Source organism: Geosporobacter ferrireducens (genome assembly GCF_001750685.1).
In the GTDB taxonomy this organism is placed as follows: Bacteria; Bacillota; Clostridia; order Peptostreptococcales; family Thermotaleaceae; genus Geosporobacter; species Geosporobacter ferrireducens.
This window is the reverse complement of record NZ_CP017269.1, coordinates 4318451-4337680: the sequence shown is the minus strand read 5'-3', so window position 1 is coordinate 4337680 and position 19230 is coordinate 4318451. Positions and strand designations below refer to the sequence as shown.

The 19230-nt window shown below is 39.8% G+C and carries 13 protein-coding genes and 2 riboswitches; all 13 genes read right to left on the bottom strand.

Features of this window, described 5'->3' with window-relative positions; all coding sequences use genetic code 11:
• Positions 1–48: 48 nt before the first annotated feature.
• Positions 49–215, bottom strand: a riboswitch (M-box (ykoK) riboswitch).
• A gap of 143 nt (positions 216–358) precedes the next feature.
• Positions 359–853 carry an arsinothricin resistance N-acetyltransferase ArsN1 family A gene (locus Gferi_RS20385; RefSeq protein ID WP_069979783.1) on the bottom strand — a complete coding sequence of 165 codons (495 nt, stop codon included), beginning with the start codon at positions 851–853 and terminating at the stop codon, positions 359–361.
• 12 nt (positions 854–865) lie between these two features.
• The gene (gene arsM / locus Gferi_RS20380; protein WP_069979781.1) at positions 866–1681 is read right to left on the bottom strand and encodes an arsenite methyltransferase; all 816 of its coding nucleotides are present in this window, start codon (positions 1679–1681) and stop codon (positions 866–868) included.
• Positions 1682–1696: 15 nt separating this feature from the next.
• A complete protein-coding gene (locus Gferi_RS20375) occupies positions 1697–2134 on the bottom strand; it encodes a MarR family winged helix-turn-helix transcriptional regulator (RefSeq protein ID WP_069979779.1) in 438 nt (145 codons plus the stop codon).
• Positions 2135–2431: 297 nt separating this feature from the next.
• The gene (locus Gferi_RS20370; RefSeq protein WP_069979778.1) at positions 2432–2920 is read right to left on the bottom strand and encodes a transposase; all 489 of its coding nucleotides are present in this window, start codon (positions 2918–2920) and stop codon (positions 2432–2434) included.
• A 66-nt stretch (positions 2921–2986) separates the two neighbouring features.
• Positions 2987–4213 carry a cation:proton antiporter gene (locus Gferi_RS20365; protein WP_330389433.1) on the bottom strand — a complete coding sequence of 409 codons (1227 nt, stop codon included), beginning with the start codon at positions 4211–4213 and terminating at the stop codon, positions 2987–2989.
• Between the two features lie 32 nt (positions 4214–4245).
• Positions 4246–4313: riboswitch (Fluoride riboswitch) on the bottom strand.
• Between the two features lie 21 nt (positions 4314–4334).
• A complete protein-coding gene (locus tag Gferi_RS20360; protein WP_069979774.1) occupies positions 4335–5144 on the bottom strand; it encodes a histidinol-phosphatase HisJ family protein in 810 nt (269 codons plus the stop codon).
• A 19-nt stretch (positions 5145–5163) separates the two neighbouring features.
• A complete protein-coding gene (locus tag Gferi_RS20355) occupies positions 5164–6063 on the bottom strand; it encodes a phosphatidylserine decarboxylase (protein ID WP_069979773.1) in 900 nt (299 codons plus the stop codon).
• A 154-nt stretch (positions 6064–6217) separates the two neighbouring features.
• Positions 6218–6982 carry a polysaccharide deacetylase family protein gene (locus Gferi_RS20350; protein WP_156782444.1) on the bottom strand — a complete coding sequence of 255 codons (765 nt, stop codon included), beginning with the start codon at positions 6980–6982 and terminating at the stop codon, positions 6218–6220.
• Positions 6983–7258: 276 nt separating this feature from the next.
• The gene (locus tag Gferi_RS20345) at positions 7259–7813 is read right to left on the bottom strand and encodes an HD domain-containing protein (protein ID WP_069979772.1); all 555 of its coding nucleotides are present in this window, start codon (positions 7811–7813) and stop codon (positions 7259–7261) included.
• A gap of 200 nt (positions 7814–8013) precedes the next feature.
• Positions 8014–11073: an AAA family ATPase gene (locus Gferi_RS20340; protein ID WP_069979771.1), complete on the bottom strand. Its 3060-nt coding sequence runs from the start codon at positions 11071–11073 to the stop codon at positions 8014–8016.
• Between the two features lie 2 nt (positions 11074–11075).
• On the bottom strand, positions 11076–12224 hold the full coding sequence (locus tag Gferi_RS20335) for an exonuclease SbcCD subunit D (protein ID WP_069979769.1): 1149 nt from the start codon (positions 12222–12224) through the stop codon (positions 11076–11078).
• On the bottom strand, positions 12221–15826 hold the full coding sequence (gene addA, locus Gferi_RS20330; RefSeq protein WP_069979768.1) for a helicase-exonuclease AddAB subunit AddA: 3606 nt from the start codon (positions 15824–15826) through the stop codon (positions 12221–12223). Before addA ends, Gferi_RS20335 begins: the two co-directional genes overlap by 4 nt.
• Entirely contained in the window at positions 15789–19214 is a 3426-nt protein-coding gene (gene addB, locus Gferi_RS20325) for a helicase-exonuclease AddAB subunit AddB (protein WP_069979764.1), read from the bottom strand. The genes addA and addB overlap by 38 nt, the downstream gene beginning before the upstream one ends.
• Between the last annotated feature and the right edge of the window lie 16 nt (positions 19215–19230).

Sequence of the window (19230 nt, the reverse complement as noted above, 5' to 3'; positions counted from 1 at the left end):
CATAGATTTGAAATACAAAAAAATCTCTACCCAACAGTAGAGAGAATCAATAATCCTTCTATGTTGAGCTTTAGCACTAGAGAGCTTTGACCTTTCGAAGTCAGCTGCATTAAATATAACCTTCTCGATTATATCTGTTAACCGCATTGGCGTCTCTCGACATTTCTGGGCAGCAGCGTTTATCTCAATAGGAGCCTCACCTAACATAATTAATGCAATTCATTTATGATTACTACTCTACTATTATATGCCATCCCTTTTCATTAATCAACCTTTGTCTCGCTACTTTTCTTTTGATTCTATATAACCTTTTATTTCCTAATAAAAAAAGAACTGACATAATATGTCAGCTTTTATACTAAAACAGCAGCTTTTCCATCACCGTTACATCTATCCATTTCCCATCTAAGATTCCGTGCTGCATATAGGTACCTACTTCTCTAAAACCCATGGCTTGATAAAGTTTTTGCCCCCCTTCGTTAAACTTAAAGGTGCTCAGCACCAGTTTATGAAAGCCCTGCACTCTAGCGGTATCTATTAAGCTCTGCAATAAAATTTTACCTAAGCCTTTTCCCCGCACAGATCTTCCAATATAGATAGACAAATCTACTACACCACTATAGCAGCACCTGCCATTAAACACATTTAACGAAGCCCAACCTAAGACTTGATTCGAGTCATCAACGACCACCAGTACCTTGTGTGCTTCACTTCTGTTTGACAGCCATGCTTCCATCTCTATGGAATCTCTCAATCGGGTTTCAAGGGTAGCAATCCGGTCCTCTATTCCTTCGTTATATATCTTTGTGATCGCAACAACATCCTGTACTGTTGCTACTCTTGTGCTATACATAGCATCCGCCTCCTATTTATATGCCTTGATATAAGCCCCGGCAAAAGCACCATCTACTTCCTCCAATGGGATAGATCGTTCTTTCGGCAGTAATCCTTCCTTCGACACCAATAAACCCTCAATGACAGATTTTGTATAAACATGAACCGGCTCAATAATGATATCCTTAAAGCCCGCCTTTTTAAGAATCTCCTTATAAGATTCAACCTCCAGCGTTCCGGCAATGCAACCTACCCACAGTTCTGCCTGCTTTCTAATTTCCTGGGAAACAGGTTTTAAAGTCACTATATCTGCAATGGCCAGACGCCCCCCTTGCTTTAAAACTCTATAGGCTTCTGCCAGCGCCTTCTCCTTGTCATCAGAAAGATTGATAACGCAGTTAGACATGACCACATCAACTGTTTCATCTTCTATCGGAATTTCTTCAATATACCCTTTAATGAATTCAACATTGGTTACACCCATTTCTTCTTTATTTTTATTGGCTAATTTCAACATTTCATCTGTCATATCCAATCCATAAACCATCCCTTGCTCTCCCACAATCTTTGAAGCCATCAAAACATCAATACCGCCGCCGCTTCCTAAATCCAGCACCTTTTCTCCTGCTTGAAGATCAGCAAACAGCAATGGATTTGCACAGCCAAGTGAGGCATTGACTGCCTCTTTTGGCAAATCCTGAATTGCTTCTCCATCATAAAGGATCAGCTCACTGATATCTCCGCAGCAAGAGCTCCCACAGCCGCAGTTTCCATTTTCCCCTTGAACGACCTTCTCAGCAATGCTTCCATAATAGGACTTTACATTTTCTCTTACATCGTTTTGCATTTTCATTACCCCTTTCTATAAACAGCATTTATTTTTCTTTACTGCATCCAATAACAATTCTAGACTTTCGATTACCTGGTCTCTTTTGTCCTCAGGAATATCAGACAAGACCTTGTTAAAATAAATTGTCATTTCCTCCTCAATTCCATTAAAAACATCACTTCCTTTTTCGGTCAAGTTAATGCCCACAAATCTGCGATCCGTCGCATCAATCTCTCTTTCAGCTAAATCCTGCTGCACTAAATTATTAACCGTTCGGCTCATAGTACTATTGTCTAAATTTAATAATAGGGCCAACTCATTTAATGAAATCTTTTGTGCTCTGCCAATCTCAACAATGGCATGGCATTGGCCGATCGTAATTCCACAGCAGCTTGCTTCGCTTTTTTCTAAAATTTCTAGGTTTCGGATAAACAGTCGAATCAATTCTCTTAGCTTATCTGCGTGCTTCATTGTATCACCTCAATATAATTGTAATATAAAATATTTGCGTTTTGCAACTATATTTTTTCAAAATTTATTTGGAATTATACACTGAATCGATATAATTAATCATGCATCGTATTATTTATTGGATAATGATAAAATTTTTGGATAAACCTATATCTTCTTCAACAAAAGAGTGCAATTGACCTTGAACCGATAAAACAAAGGGCGAACACTGTTCGCCCCTACATATATTTTTCTGATTTTTACAATCTTATTGATAATGATAAATAATACTGTCTTATAATTTACTTATGTCTCTTTTTAGTCTCTATAATACCTATCTAATTTCCACTTTAATGGATTTGTTTCAATATAGTTATATATTTCTTGGTAGGCTTGTTCATTTCTAACAATATGGTCATGATAGGATTTTTGCCATATAGAATATCCAATTTGCTTCGTGACATATCCTTTAAACTGTTTTATGATTCGTGACAGGGTAGGGGCGAACAGTGTTCGCCCGTTCTGATCCATACTTATGATAACAATCATATGTAAATGATTTGGCATAATTGTATAATGATCGATCCGAATATTTGAGTAGTATTTCTCAATATTATTTATAGCAGCCTCTACCACTTCTCCCGTTTTTGATAAAGTAAAATTGGCAACACCTTCTGGCGAACCCTGTTCGCCCCTACATAAAATGCATTCTCCATCTTTCACACATACCGTAACAAAATAATATCCGGCCTGTGAATAATCATAATCTCTCAACCTTAACGGTTTTCTCCGAGGTAAATTTTCCACTTCCCCACCTCATTGTAAACAGCATTTTTTAGTATATAACCAGAAAATAAAATCACCGTTCTAGGCTTATCCATTATCTACCGCCAGCCATTTTTCCCCAGTCATCTTAATGGCAATCGCACCCAGCGGTGCAGTTATGATAATAGATAGTACCGATATTGCCAATATGATCTCTCCAGAGGGTATACCTGCAGCTAAGGGTACTGCCCCAATGGCAGCTTGAACAGTTGCTTTTGGTATATAGGCAAACACGCAAAAGAAGCGCTCTTTCCAATTTAAATTGGTCCTTGCCAGAGAGATTAACACACCTGCGCTCCTGCCGAGGAGCCCAATTACAATGATCAAAATGCCAATCAAACCAGAGTTTAGCGCCACATAAATATTAACCTGTGCACCAACAAGAACAAATAATAAGAGCTCGGCAAACACCCATATTTTATTAAATTTTATTGCCAGCCGGTTTGCAACTTTGGGGTATTTTTCCAAGATCATGAATCCGATGGTCATGATTCCCAAAAGACTTGCAATAGGGATTACTTCCTTCAATTTATCCTCAATACTCGTAAATACAATAGCTGTTCCTAATAGTATTAGGACTTTCTTTGTATCCCGTATGCGGAAATTTTGAAAAGTCACAACAATACTCATTCCTACCACAACTCCAAGTATAATGCCTAAGACAATAGAAATGGGTATATCCAGCACTTGTCTTAGGACACTTATATTATGACTGCCGTATAATCCTAAAAAAGTAGAAAACAAGGTTATAGCAAAAACATCATCAATAGAAGCGCCTGCCAATATTAAGGTGGGGATTCCTTTTTGTTCTCCCACCCTTCGCTGAATCAAAGAAAGCATAGATGGGACAATTACAGCTGGAGATACTGCTGCGATAACAAAGCCCAAAATTCCTGCTTCAATTCTTGTAATTCCTAGAAGATAACTTGCTGTAAATAAAATGGTAAATCCTTCAATCAGCCCAGGAATACAGCTCATTTTCATCGCTGGTATACCAACTTTATTAAGAGTTTCTTTTTTAATTCCTAATCCAGCCCTAAGCAATATAACAATCAGTGCTATTTTCCTAAGCTCAGAAGATATATTCAATATCTCTTCACTAATAAAATTTAAACCGTAAGGACCAATCAACATGCCTAAAATCAGCATCCCCAACAATCCCGGAAGCTTTAATTCCTCAAAAACTTTATTAAATATCAATCCTAGCAAAACAATTATACCAAGGCTAAGCGCCATCCATTTCAACCTCCCCTGCAGTGATTCATACGGTCTCATAAAAAGCAAAAAACTCCTACTTTGACTAGCATGGCCAAGTAGGAGCCATTAATTGCATATCCTGCAATGCTTAAAGGTGAGCTCCATCACCGATTTTTCTGTACTGTTTTTTCCGGCAACTCTATAATTTTACAAAACTTGGTTTTCTTTGATTAAAGGTAGTTATATACTTAAATCCTATTGCTTTCAACAGCTCATAGGTTTCAGTAATCCGGCAGCCTAAATGCTGTTTTTTATGGGCGTCAGACCCGACAGTAATTACTTCTCCGCCTAATCTATGGTACATTTTTAATACTTCTGGCGAAGGATTCACCATGTTGAGTCCGTAACGGTAACCGGATGTGTTGACTTCTATTCCTTTCCCCTTTTCAATAAGCACCTTTAAAATTTCCTCAATGACTTCATAGTCTGCTTTGATTAACTGGATCTCCTCATATTCATCCAGGGCATATCTTCTTACCAGATCCAAGTGTCCATATACATCAAAATCATCTACTTCCTTTACAATCCTTAAAATCTCGCTAAAATAACGGGCATAGGCTTCCTCTTTTGTCCTGTGTTCAAAAAATTTCCGGTAATATAAATCTACTCTATCGATGGTATGGCTAGAGCCAATGACAAAGTCGAAAGGATGGCTCTGAATCAGTTGATGAATCCGCTCCTTCTCCTCCACCTGAAGACCCATTTCTACACCAATCTTTATTCGGAGCTTATCCCTGTACTTTTCCCGGGCAACTTGAAGTGCTGCTATATAGGCTTCCTCATCAAATATATCGTCAATAATCAGGTCATTTGGATTCCATACGTTTAATTCTGCATGATCTGTAAAGACAATTTCCTTGAGTCCTATTTCTATAGCACGCTGTACCGCTTCCTCCAGCTCCATGGTTGCATCCTTAGAAAAGGATGTATGCACATGATAGTCGTACATAAAATCACACCTTTCAAATCTACTTTCTGCCAATCGCTTCACCCATTAATACCCTTGTTTCAAGGCCAGCCTTTGTATTCTGTATAATATCTTCATCAATTTTCACCTGATCTTTTTTTAAAAAAAGGATTACAGTAGATCCGCCAAACTTAAAATACCCTTTTTCTTGTCCTTTATGAACTTCTTTTTCCGGTATATAGGTCTGTATGATTGTCCCTACGCAGGTGGCTCCCACCTCAACAATGGCAATCTCTTCAAAATGATTCGACAAAAACTTAGTAATCTCCCGCTTGTTGATACAATATACCTTTTCAATCTTATGCAGTCCAATGGGATTAACGGAATAGTATTCTCCCCCAATTTTTCTAGCTGCCTTTGGCATCCCACTGTCCGGAAAATGGAATCGGTGATAATCTGCAGGACATAACCGAACTACAATACAGGTGCCGCCTTGATAACTTTGTGCCCATTCCTTATTTTGAAAAACATCCTCCAGAGAATAGTGGAAACCCTTCACTTGGATAACCTGATGAATATCGATTCTTTCGTAAGCTAATACCCGCCCATCTGCAGGAGCAATCAAACAGTTCTCCGTTTGACAAATCGGCCGTGCTTCAGGTTTTAGTTCCCTGGCAAAAAAATCATTAAAATTTCTGTATTCATCAATTGCTTCCCGCTTTGCCTCTTTCATATCGATTTCTAATTCCTTGACAAAGGAAGAGATTTTTTTACTGCTTGAAGAAAAATCTTGCAGTTTTCCATATAGAGATGAAAAAACCTTTCTTTTCACAATAGCCTCTAACAGACTGATTCCCGGCTTTGTATCATAAATCCATCTTAAAAATTTTTCTCCTGCTACGATTTCCTTCTTTTTTTCTCCACTTTTACGGTCAATATAATAGATTTCCACTTCTATCATCCCTGTCTAGTAAAATATTTTATTTTAGCTTTTCTCAGCTGCTGCTTACTTTATGCCTTATAACCCTAATATTTTACCACAGGTAATTGGAAAAAAAAAGCATCTTCCATGGTTTCTTATGTCTGGAAGATGCTTTGTACGCTTTTTCTTACATTTACCGATGATGAACATAATAGGACGATTCTGATAAAACCTCAAATTTATAACCTTTTTCTTTTAAAGCATCAATAATCTCTGGCAGTGCTTCTACGGTAGTCGTTTTGGGTGCATTGTCGTGAAAAAGGATAATTGCATCCTTTTTTCCTTGTACGCCTTCCAGAACAGAACGAATAATAATTTCTTTCTCTTGTGTTACAGCACTGGCATCTTTTGAAGTCACATTCCAATCAAAGTATTGATATCCTTCTTCTTGGAGCCGTGTGATCAATTCTGCCATAAAACCTTTCCCTCCGGTTCTCGTACTTGCTTGATTCTTTGACCCTCCTGGAAAACGGATAATTTTTGGTTTTACACCTGCTGCCTCATCCAATAAAGCTTCCAACTTCCACGTATCCTCCATATAGCTCTCTACGGAAGAATAAATTTTGTTATAATTGTGGCTATAAGTGTGATTACCAAGAGCATGACCTTCTTCCGCAATACGCTTGTAGATCTTTTTACTTGTTTCTGTCTCGCTGCCGATGACAAAAAAAGTTGCTTTAATGTCATATTTTTTCAAAACATCCAAAATTTTTATGGTATTTGGACTGGGACCATCGTCAAAAGTCAGGTAAGCTGTTTTATTCTGTGCTGCCGTTTTCGTATCGTTCTTATTTTGGGCAATAGGTGTTTTAAGACTTTCAATTTCTTTTTGATAGCTGTCATTTTCATTTTTTAGCGCTTCAAGCTCCTTCTCAAGCTGCTCTTTCTCTTGAACCATCTGAGATTTTTCAGTTTCCAAGGTTTCATAAGATTGTTGGAGCTCTTGATAGGTTTGAATCAGCTTCTCATTTTCATTGTGTATATAAGAAGTATGAATACTAAACAAGAGCAAGATGGAAATAATGGTACTACTAAAGAAAATTGTACTTTTATTGCTTAATAACTTATTCGTAGGTCTTCCCCCTTTCTGTCGAACCCATTGCCAACATTGGTCACTGCGATTTAGAAATAATTTATAATAAGCTTTTCTACAATCTTTTCTAAAACCCTTTCTTTATCTCTCAAAGAGTCTTTCTACAACTTGCTTCAAAGCTTCATAGCTTTCAACCCTATTCCCTTTGTCAAACTGAGTACCCAGACTCTCAATTAAGCTTTCATAATACCATTTCTGATCCTCATATCCCCGGCTAAATCGATCCCACACTGCATCTCCAACTTTTTCATATTCCTTTAATATGGACCATGCATTGTGAAGCTTATCTACGCAGGCTACGATACAAATCTCTCTAGGGGCTGTTCTTAAATATTCAATGGTGTGCTGTTTCCGTTTTTTCCAAGATAGCTTTTTATCCGGTTCAGTACAGCCTGCCACAATCACAGCAACCCTTTCACCAAAATGCTCCTGGATGTATTCCAGTGTAACCCAGGTATCCTCCACTGTATCATGAAGAATTCCGGCAATAATCTGGTCCTCGGAGCATCCTGCTTCCATCAGCATCATGCCAAGCATATAAGGATGCGTAACATAGGGTATATCGGTTCCCTTCCGCACCTGGTTTAAGTGAGCCTTTGCCGCTAACTCTATTGCCGCTTCAATTCTGTGTTCCATCTCCTGTTCACCTCATCACTACATTTTTTATCTATATAGGTTTATGACGGTTCGTTACAATTATGCTTCGAAACGACAGCGTCTCATCCCTTACCATAGGATGGCAGACCCTGTGCCTGCCCACTGGGGCACCGGTACGGCAGAAACGCCATATTTTACATTTGTACCCGGTATTATAAGCATTTATTCATATGTAAAATTTAGGATATTTTAAAAGATGCAAAACTCCCTTTCTCTCCAACGGATACTTCCAGCCTTGCATCGATTCTTTCCCTTAACTCTGGCACGTGGGATATAATCCCCACCAACCGCCCTCCTTGCTGCAGATCTATAAGGGCTTTTAATGCAAAATCTAAAGATTCAGGGTCTAGAGTTCCAAATCCTTCGTCAACAAAGATCGTATCTAAACTAATTCCCCCTGAATAGGATTGTACCACATCTGCCAGGCCTAAAGCCAAGGAAAGTGATGCCAAAAAGCTCTCTCCCCCCGATAGTGTAGTGACAGGTCTTTCAATACCTGTATAGGTATCAAATACTTCCAATTCTAATCCCCCTGCAGCATTTTTTCTAGACCGGTCCAGAGTCCTTTGTAAGTGATACCGGCCCTTGCTCATTCGTTTCAATCGTTCTGTGGCTGCGATGGTGATATCATCCAACAATGCACCTAACACAAAGCGCTGCAGTGTAAGTCCATGGATATTTTCCCCATTACTAACCTGGGAGAGATATCCTACAACCTTATAGGATTCTTCTTTCGCTTGAATTGTACTTTCCAGTGACCTTATCTCTTCCATTGCCTTACGGTCATTTTCTATTTTCTTTCGCAAATTATTCTCTAATGTTAAAGCGTTATCCTTTTCTTTTTGGGCAGCAATCAATGCCTGCTGAAGCTGTTCCAGATCAACAGTTGTAATCCTCTCTGCGGCTTTTACTGCCCGTGCGAAGCGTTCTTCTGCCGCCCCCAGCCTACTGTTATACTGCTTTATTTCCTCTTCGATCTGTTGTTGCTGTATCTCACTTTTTTTGGCTTCTATATAGTCTGCATACTTCTGAAATCCTTCCTGCTTCATTTTTTCAGAAAACTGCCTTTTTTCTTCTGTGTATTTTGCCACAGTTTCTTCATAAGACTTTTCTAAGCTCTCCTTGGAGGCTTTTATTGCAGCTAACTTTGTCGCCTTATCCTGATAGTTTTTTTCAGCAGCTTCAAGGGCCAATCTTAACTGGTCATAGAATCCCTTTGTTTTTTTCAGTTCTTTTTCTAATGCCTCCTCAGACCGTATCTCCTCCGGTATGGAAGCCTCTCTCTCCTGATAAACTCCCTCAATACTGCGAAGACTTTCACTCTGTAGCTTAAGGTTTTGAAGCAGGTCCTCCAGTATGGCTTTTTTGGTTTTGACATTTTCCTCTAATGTCTGTAAAAGTTTATCTGTTTCTGCTAAATTTTCCAGCTCTTTTTGAACCTTCTCCAAAGCTTCTTTTCTTTTTGTCAGCACTTCTTCCAGATAAGCTGCATCCCCTAGAGAAGGATCCTCCAATTCTTTGCGTAGAAGATTCCGTTTATTCTCCAGCTTTTCTACTTCTATCAATGCTTGCTGAAGTCTCTGCCTGCTTTTCTCCCTCAACACTTCCAACTTTTCTAAATCTAATGCGCTATTCTTTAACTGTTCCTCAGAAGGTACGCCTTCCATTTTTTCAGCCAATTTGGGATGATGGGTTGAACCGCATACGGGACATGCTTCGTTTGCTCGAAGGTGTGCTGCAAGGATAGAGGCTTGTCCTTTGTTCCATGCTTCTTGAAGCCGCAGCCATTCATTTTTATGTTCCAAATATTTTTTATCCAGCCCTTTGAATTCTTCCTTACATCGGATATAATCCTTTTGTTGCACAGCAGCCAGTTTCTCTATTTCCTCCAGTTGCTTTTTTTGAGAATACTTCTTTTCTATTTCCTTATATTGCGCTTCCAACAGAGGTACTTTTCCAGCAGCTTCCTTCATGTAGTCACTGTTTTGTTTCTGTTTGTTAAGGCTTTCTTCCATCTTAACAAGTTCTATTAGAAGTTTTTCTTTTTGATCCTCTAACTGTTTTACCAGCTTCCTCTGTTCAGCTACCTGTTGCTTTACAGCTTCTAAGGATGCTACCTTTTGGCGATAACTTTCCAGCTGAATTAAATGGGCTTTTGCCTTTTCACGAATTTCTCCTTGCCCTTGCTCTTTATGCAGCAGCTTTTCTGCCTGCTCTAAAGCACGAACAGCCTCTTCGGTTTCTTTCTCACACACAGCCAGTTTCTTTTCTAAAGCAATCTTATCATCGCTTCGCTGCTTTGTCAGCTTTTCCCGCTCTTCCAATGCAGCTGCACGTCTGGCACCTTTGAGGACCTCTTCCTGTTTGGTAATGGATAGCTTCTGATCTTGCAGCAGTTTCAACGCTTTTTGGCTGTTTTCCAGTTCTATCAGCTTTTCATTTCCTGCCTTTCCTGCAACTAAGGCTTCCTGCGCCGCTAAAACGCGATCATTTTTTTCCTTATGACTCTCTCCCAACTTTATCAACTCTGCTTCATCGGAATCAATCATTTGGCAAAGTGCTGCAGAAGTTTCACATTCTACTTTCTTTAGATTCCAATTTCGCTGGTTCTCCATTTCTTTGATGCTGTCCCGCAATTCTTTGGCGGACTTCTTTAATAACTCCTCAATTTTTCTATACATTTCTGTTTGAAAAAGCTTTTCCATAATATCCTGCCGCTCCACGGAATCAGCCATCAAAAGCTTTCGAAATTGCCCTTGGGGCAGCATGATTACTTGGCGAAATTGGCTGCTCTTAAAGCCAATTAGTTTTTCAATGGCATCGGTAACATTTTTCCAGCCGGTTTCCACCAAGCTTTCTTCTGCCGTATTAGAAGGATCTATCTTCCACAGTATTGCCTCAGCCATTTGGACCGTAGTTCCCGTCCCTGATTTCTTCAACCTTTCTTGTTCAGGCTTCCGATGGACTCTATATTGTTCTTCCTTCAGTGCAAATTCAAAGGTTACCTCAGTCATCTGTTCCACGCCTGCATGATGACTTCGCATACTCCTCCCGCTTCTTTCCGCTCCGCTGGTATCGCCATACAACGCAAAGCAAATACCGTCAAGAATGGTTGTCTTTCCCGAACCCGTAGGGCCGTGTATCAAGAAAATATTACGTTCTCTCAATTCTGTAAAATCCAAAGTTTGAAATCCGGCATAGGGACCGAAGGCACTCATGGTCAATTTTAATGGTTTCATGCCTATTCCTCCCGTATCATCCTATAGTAATGATCTATCACTTGTTGAAATGCTTTCTGTTGCTCCTCTGTAATCTCCCGTTCTGTCACTTGGCTTAGAAAAGAGGAAAACAAATGAAGTTCATTCATTTTTTTAAAATCTCTATCGGCACCAACGAGTTGACTTGCAGCTGTTAACTGGGGCCGCTCAATATGCAGCACGTTGGGATATACCTTTCGCAATTTTCCAATAGCATCTAAAATTGCACCTTCATCCAGTAAAGTCACTTTAAGATAGTCTGCCTTGTTTTCATCCATCTCTCCTCTGGCTAATAAATCCTGCAAATATCCCTCTACACATCTTAAATCTCTCTTCGGTTTCAAAGAAGTGTACTCCAGCCTTATATTCCCAGTTTCATCCATTTCAATAAAATTTACAGTTTTTGTATGGTCCGCCTCAGAGAAGGAATATTTCATTAAAGATCCTGAGTAACGAATGTGTTCCGCCCCTGCCCTTTGAGGCTTATGAAGATGCCCCAATGCCACATAATTAAAATCCTTAAAATAGTCAGTGCTTACAGCAGTGGACCCGCCTACTGAAAGCGGACGTTCTGATTCGCTTTCTACGCCTCCAGCCACAAAGGCATGGGCCAGCAAAACATTACGGCTGTTTTGGATCTTATTTTTTTGAATATGCTGAATGATCCTTCCCATAGCATCATCATGACCGCTAATTCTTTCATCTGAAAAATGTTCTTTTACCATTGCAGGTTCAGCATAAGGAATCGCATGAAAATATACAGGACCGTATGCATCGTACAGCACTACCGGTTTTCGATCCATCCTCAGCTTTCCCGAAATATTGAGTCCTCTGCTCTCCAGCAGACGATATCCAAATCCTAACCGATCGGGACTATCGTGGTTGCCAGCAATCATAATAATCGGTATCTCCAAATCCATCAGTATTTTTGACACCACTTCATCTAGCAGGTTTACCGCTTCTGTAGGTGGGACGGAACGGTCAAATACATCCCCTGCAATCAATATCGCATCAGGTTTTGTATCCTGTACTAAAGCTATAAACTGATCCAATATATAGGCTTGATCCTCAGTTAGATGAATGCCGTGCAAAATCCTGCCCAAATGCCAATCAGAAGTATGTAATATTTTCATAGCTTCACCGCCTCATCTAAATGAAATAGGTACAAATAGCTTTCTCTTACACTTTTCCCGGAAATTTTCTCCAATGCCTCTTTATACAATTCAATTTGTACCCGGTACTTTTCAAGTATTTCTTCTTTTCCTTCCATACCGATGATATCAGTTTTATAATCTACCAATACATAGGCTTCATCCTCTTCAAAATAGCAGTCGATAACTCCCTGCACCAACAATCCCTCATCACAGTTCTCCAGGCCAATATTCAACTGCTGAGCAGGTTTCATATAGTTAAAGGCTGTCTCCCGAAAGATATACTTGGCGCTTAGAATTCTCTTTCCAATGCTGCTTTGAAAGAAAGCGAAGATTTTATCAATGTCAACAACTGCCGCTTCTTCCGGTGTCAGCAGTTCTCTTGCTACCATATCCTCCACTTGCTCTTGAATACGCTCTTTTTGATCTAGGTCCTGAAACCGTAAATGCTGCATTACAAAATGTATGATGGTTCCTTTCTCTACAGCAGAGAACTGCTTTTTTCCTTCCATAAAGCCAGGCATTTTCTGTAGCGGCGGAATAAAAAAGCCCAATGGATTTCTGTCCCTGATCGTAAGTCTCTTGATTTCCGTAACAGAAAGCTTCGAAGGAATCTGAGAGGCTACTTGGTTTTCATAAAACCAGTTTAATCGCTGATAAATCATATCCCGATACAGGGAAGCTTCCTCTCGTTGAAAATTTTTCAAATACTGAAGCATTTTTTGTTTTATTTCTTTCTGCTCTGTCTGTTCTTGTCTTGTATCTTGCCGTCTAACCGTATGAATCACCCATTGACCCTCATCTGTGCGACAAGAAGCATCATTCTCTGGAATCCGGGCTAGATCCCGCAGTATGCAGCCATCCCGGTGACGAATCAATACAGAGCCAATCCAGTCCAAATAGCTTTTTCCCTTGCTTAGATGATAGGGGTTTAGGGGTCTCATCCATCGCTTTGCCGCCTTTTCCAGTTCTTTGACAGCACCTATTAGAACCAGTTTGTCCTTAGGTCTGGTGAGGGCTACATATAGAATGCGCATCTCCTCTGACAGACTTTCAAGCCTGATTTTATTCTTCATAGCAACCTTCACGATCGTATCACTGTAGTGGCGCAGTTCAGGATCTGCATATTTAGAGCCAATTCCCAAATCCTTATGAAAAAGTATCTGCTGGTTTGTATCCATTAAATTAAACTGCTTTCCCATCCCGGCTACCATCACGATTGGAAATTCAAGTCCCTTACTCTTATGTATACTCATAATTCGAACCAGGTTATCATTTTCTCCCAGGATCTTGGCTGTCCCCATATCCCCACTGCTGCTTTTCAATTTATCAATAAACCGTATAAAATTAAACAATCCCCGAATGGAAGTTTTTTGGAACTGCCTTGCCCTGTCAAATAATATGCGAAGATTTGCCTGCCGCTGCATTCCGCCGGGCATGGCTCCAACATAATGATAGTAACCCGTTTCCATTAGCAGCTTCCAGATAAAGGTATCCATGTTAATGTATCGGGATTCCTCTTTCCACCCATTAATTTGCCCGATAAATTTTTTTAAGCGGTCTGCTAATTCATTATTTTCTTCCATACAATAGGTTTCAACTGCATTATAAAAAGTCTCTGACTTGTTATGTAGTCGAATGCTGATAAGATCCTCTGTTTTGAATCCGCCAATAGGTGAACGCATAACACTCAGTAGGGGTATATCCTGCTGCTTGTTGTCGATCAACTGTAGAAGATGGATAAAAATATTTACTTCTATCGTTTCAAAGTATCCTGCATTCACATCGGCATAGGCGGGAATACCCTCTGCCATAAAAACTTCTTGAAAAGTATCTGCCCAGTTTTTTGTCGTTCGAAGCAATATTACAATATCTCTATAGGTAACAGGCCGATAGCAATCCATTTTGGGGTCATAAATCTCGCCCTGCAGCAGCTCTTTAATTTTCTGGGCAGCAATTTTTGCTTCAAGGGCTGTATCTTCCAGGATCTCTTGCTCTTCTAACAGTTCTATTTCCTCTTTTTCATCGCTAGATAGCTCTTCTTCTATCTCCTTTTTTTCGATCAAAATTAATTCCAGCGGCGTTCCAACAGGGTCCTCCCTATCAGCACCTTTATACAGACAGGCTTTGTCATCATAATCAATTTCACCAAAGGCCTTAGACATAATCTGTCTGAAGATACCATTCACCCCTTCAAGAATTTCCTCTCTGCTGCGGAAGTTCTGACTTAAGTCGATTCTTCTGTCCCCAACGTTTACTTCATTTGTATAGGTTTCATATTTTTCAATAAATAGGGAAGGGTCAGCCAGACGAAAACGATAAATGCTTTGCTTCACATCTCCTACCAAAAATAGATTGTTTTCTCGCTTGATGAAACCAATCAAGGTCTCTTGAACAATATTACTGTCCTGATATTCATCCACAAAGATATAGGCGAATTTATTCCGATAGGCTTGTGCAGCCGATTCATGCTTTAAAATGGCCAATGCATAATGCTCTAAATCATTGAAATCTACAATACCCTTTTCTTTTTTCTTCTCTTGATAACTTTCGTCAAAAGCACAAATCAATTGATAAAGGTATCGCATATAGGGATATAGTGCATGCAAGTCTTCAATAGCGGCTTCAGGATTCTTTCCAAATAGGCCTTTTTGTATATCCTGCAATATTTTTTTCCCTTTATCCCGTAGGGTTTTCACCTCCTCTTTCAGGCCTTCATCAACGTTTTTATCCAACTTTCCCAATCGTTTATGATCGAGCATGCTGATTTGATTATAAAAAGACTTCATGCCTTTTTTTAGATCTTTTTGTAAAGCTTCTGTCAATTGAATGTCCTCAACAATGGCTTCACGATAGCCTCTTGGCCCACATTCTCTTTCACACAGACTCTTTGCCTCTTCAAAGCTGTCTAGTGCACCCTTTAATTCAATATCTATCTGTTCTGCAATCGCACCATACCATGGACTCTTCTCAAATTCTGCCAGATCCATACGAAAATCTTCTATTCTTTCCTTCAACCACAATAGGGGATCGGGTTTACTCTGTATAAAATCATAGAGCCGCAGCACAATATCCTGCAAAGGAAGATCCTGTTTCGTGTCCCCAAAGCGTTCTACAAGTCCTAAAAATTCATCTGTGCTCTTCTCATACTCACTTTCAAAAAGTTCTTCTACGACTTCTAGTTTCATAATTCCAGTCTCTGTGCCGTCTCCAATACGGAAATTGGGATCTATGTCGATCATATGGAAATACTTTCGCGCCACTTCTATGCAAAAGGCGTGCAGTGTACTAATGGAAGCACGACTCAATAGATTCATTTGCCGCCGCAGATGGACTTCATTCTCATTTTTCTTTTCCAACTCTTTTAAAATTGCTGCAGCAATTCTTTCACGCATTTCCCCTGCTGCTGCATTTGTAAAGGTTACAATCAATAAAGAGTCTAGATCAATTTTATCCTTTAGGATCATTTGTATAATTCGCTCCACCAGAACCGCGGTTTTCCCCGAACCCGCTGCTGCAGCTACCAATAAATTGCTGTTTCTTGCATCAATTGCCTGCTGCTGGCTCTCCGTCCATTGAACCATCTTCCCCCACCTCCTCTTCCAGCATCAGTAAATTCATAACCTGTTCATCCTTCATCTTCTTTATATGTTTATATCGGTTATCCTCCAGCAGACTGTCAAATTGACAAATTCCTTGGTAGGAACAAAAGCTGCAGGCAGTATGCCTTCCATTTTTACAAGGCTCAATACGGATATTCCCTTTTATCATTTCATTGGTTATTTCCTTTACCAAATTGCGAACATGTTTTAATACAGCATGAAACCCTTCATGGGATAATACAGAAGACCATTTATGGAAATCTTGATTTTTTCCCAATGACACAGGAATGATATCTGAATAACCTTCAATCTCCCGATCCATTTGCCGTATAATATGCACATCCTTTAAAACTAAACCCTTTAGCTTCAATTTTTTTCGAATTTCTTTTTCGATAGCTTCAACAATCCTTTCGTCTGCTTTGATCATGGGATCGTCTATCTTGAAATAAAAGATTCCTGCTGGTTTTACCGGTTTATTTTCCGGATGCTTATGATGGGTCAGCATGGCATCTAAATAAATCATTAATTGCAGCTGCATTCCGTAATATACTTCTGACAGGTCAAAGTCTTTACTGCCGGATTTATAATCAATAATTTTCATATAGCTTCCCGCTTCATCCTCATAGACGTCTACCCGGTCAATGCGCCCCTCCAGATAGATCTTTTCTCCATCGGGCAACTCTACTTCAATGGGTGGATAGACTTCCCCCTGTCCAAAACCTATTTCATGGCCGATAGGCTCGAAACTGCCCCGCTTCAGATGCTCTGTAAGGGTCCATACAGCCCTCCTGCTGATTCGCTTCAACCGTTGTACTAAATATTTATAGCGATGGGTACTGAGTAAGACTCCTTCTCCATAAGCAGGAACCATCTCATCGATAATACTGTCAATAACCACATCTGATTGCTTTCGATCCAACTCTCGCCAGGAAATATCCTCTTCCTGCAATTTCTCCGTAAATTTCTTCATGGAATCATGAAATAACTCACCAATATCCGGTGCCTGAACCTTATAGGTTAATCTTTCCTTTGGCTTCAATCCGTACTTGATAAAGTGGGCAAAGGGACAATTCACAAACTGTTCCAGTCTTGAAACACTGGAGCGAATCGGTAAGCGATAGAGCTGCTTTGCCTGTTGAGACTCTAAATAGCTTTCCTGATTGCTGTGAAAAAAACCATCTATAACAGCTTCTCTACGGAACTTCCATTCCTCCTGCTCATAATACCAGCAGTATACATCCCACCATAAATCGGCCATAGGTTTTCCATCTACATATTTACGCAGATTCTCAATGAGATATTTAAAAGTACTGTTTTGTGTTCCAATCAGTTGTACCTGCTTCGCTTCATCATAGACAATATCGCTCTCCACCGAAAGCCCTTTAAATAGCTTCTTAATGCGATCTATGAGAATAGATGGGCGCAAAGCCTTTCCTTCCTGATCTGCTAAAGCGTAGCTGATCCATAAGTAGATACCGGGCTTACTAAAAGCAGAATAGATGAGAAATTTCTCTTCACAGGCCTTTCCTTCATGATCGGAGCGCAGTTGTAATCCTTTTTCCTTAATATAGCGTTTTTCCTCGTCTGAAAGAATTCCCTCCTCTCCTTTGCCTGTGGGCAAAATTCCATCGTTTACACCAACTACAAAGAGGGCTTTAATATCGTGACTTTTGGAACGCTGAATATTTCCCACCAACACCTGATCAATGGTCGTAGGTATAATGGCTAACTCCAAGGAAGAAAAGCCCGCATCTAAAATGCGGATATATTCTTTCAGCGTAATGGACTGTTCCCCTATGATTTCTACCATTTGATCAAGGGTATCCATCAATATATTCCACAGCTGTGCATTCTCTAAAACATAGGCATAGGCTCCCTTGGCTCTGAGTGTGTCGATCCAATCTTCCAATTGTTTGTCTACGCCTAGGTCTACCAGGTATTCATAGAGGCCTTTCGTAATTCCTTCTACTGTCTTTTTACCTTTTATCTTTTTTTCTAAAATTTTAATAGGTTGAATAAATTTTACCCTACTCTCATTTAAGGCTTTTAACGGGCCTTCATCTCCCTTTGTAAATTCTTCCATCCATCGGCTTCCCTGAATGCCATACCGCAATACATAATTTTCCAACTGCTCATATGCCTCTATAGAGAGTCCGCTAAATCCCGCTTTAAAAAAGCGGAATACATCTTCATACCGGAAACCTCTCCGGATAATCTCCAATGCGGAAAGTATACATTCAATAATGGAATTATTCATGATGGATTTTTTCTGATCCAAAAAGTATGGGATTCCGTATTCTTGAAATACTCTTTCCACCAATAATCCATAGTTTTCCATATCATTAGAGACCAGTGCAATGTCTCTCCAGCGATAGCCTTGATCCCTTACAAGACTTAAAATCTGCGCTGTTGCATTTTCAACCTCTGTGTGAAGATTATTTCCTGCAAACAGTTTAATCTGTTCCACTTTTCCAGCTTCATAGCAACTGTAGGGATAAGCATAAAGCTCCGCTTCTATATGAACCATTTCAGCAGGCTTCTTTCTCCCATTGCTACTTAATGATTCTAAACAAATCTTTTCTTCTACTACTCCACGCTCCACTGCCAAATCATGAAGTTTTTGATAGGTCTGCTCAGAGATCTTAAATAAATCTCCATCTCTTTCATCGGCTTTCGGCGGCATGGTAAGCGCTACAGTAACTTCTTGAGCGATTCCCATTAGTTTTTCAATAATTTGATAGGTTTGTACCGTAAAGCTATGAAAACCATCTATCCAAATTCGGGAATTTCTTAAAAAACTCGCTGCTTCCAATTTCTCAATCAACAAACTTATGTAATCTTCCGTATCCAGATACTTTCCTTCCAGATACCGGTTAAATTGTTCATATATGTATGCAATATCTGAAAGCTTGTCCCGCAGGATACTGTCTTCGCCCATGGCAAAAGCCTCCTGCATTAACTCCTGGGGTAAGATGGTCTGTTGCTTCAGTTCACACAGCAGCTCGCTGAATTTACTGATAAAGCCTTCCTGCTGTGCAGCTTTTTTATAAACTCTTAGCTCTTTTTCCGACTCATCAATGATTTTTCGAATGATCATCTGTTTTCCTTGGTCATTGATATGGATTCGAGTCGTTCCACCTACCTCATTAAAAACCAACTGAGCCAGCCGGGTAAAGCTAAGCACCTGTATATGCATAATACCTGGCAGTTTCATTTTCTCAATCAGATCTCTCTCCGCTTGAAGAGTAAATTGATCCGGAACGATAAGAATCAATGCTTCCCGAGTCTCCCCCAAAGCCTTTTTTATATCTTCTAATATATAATGGCTCTTTCCACAGCCAGCTCTTCCCAATATATACTTTATTTTCATTTTCTCACCCCTTACA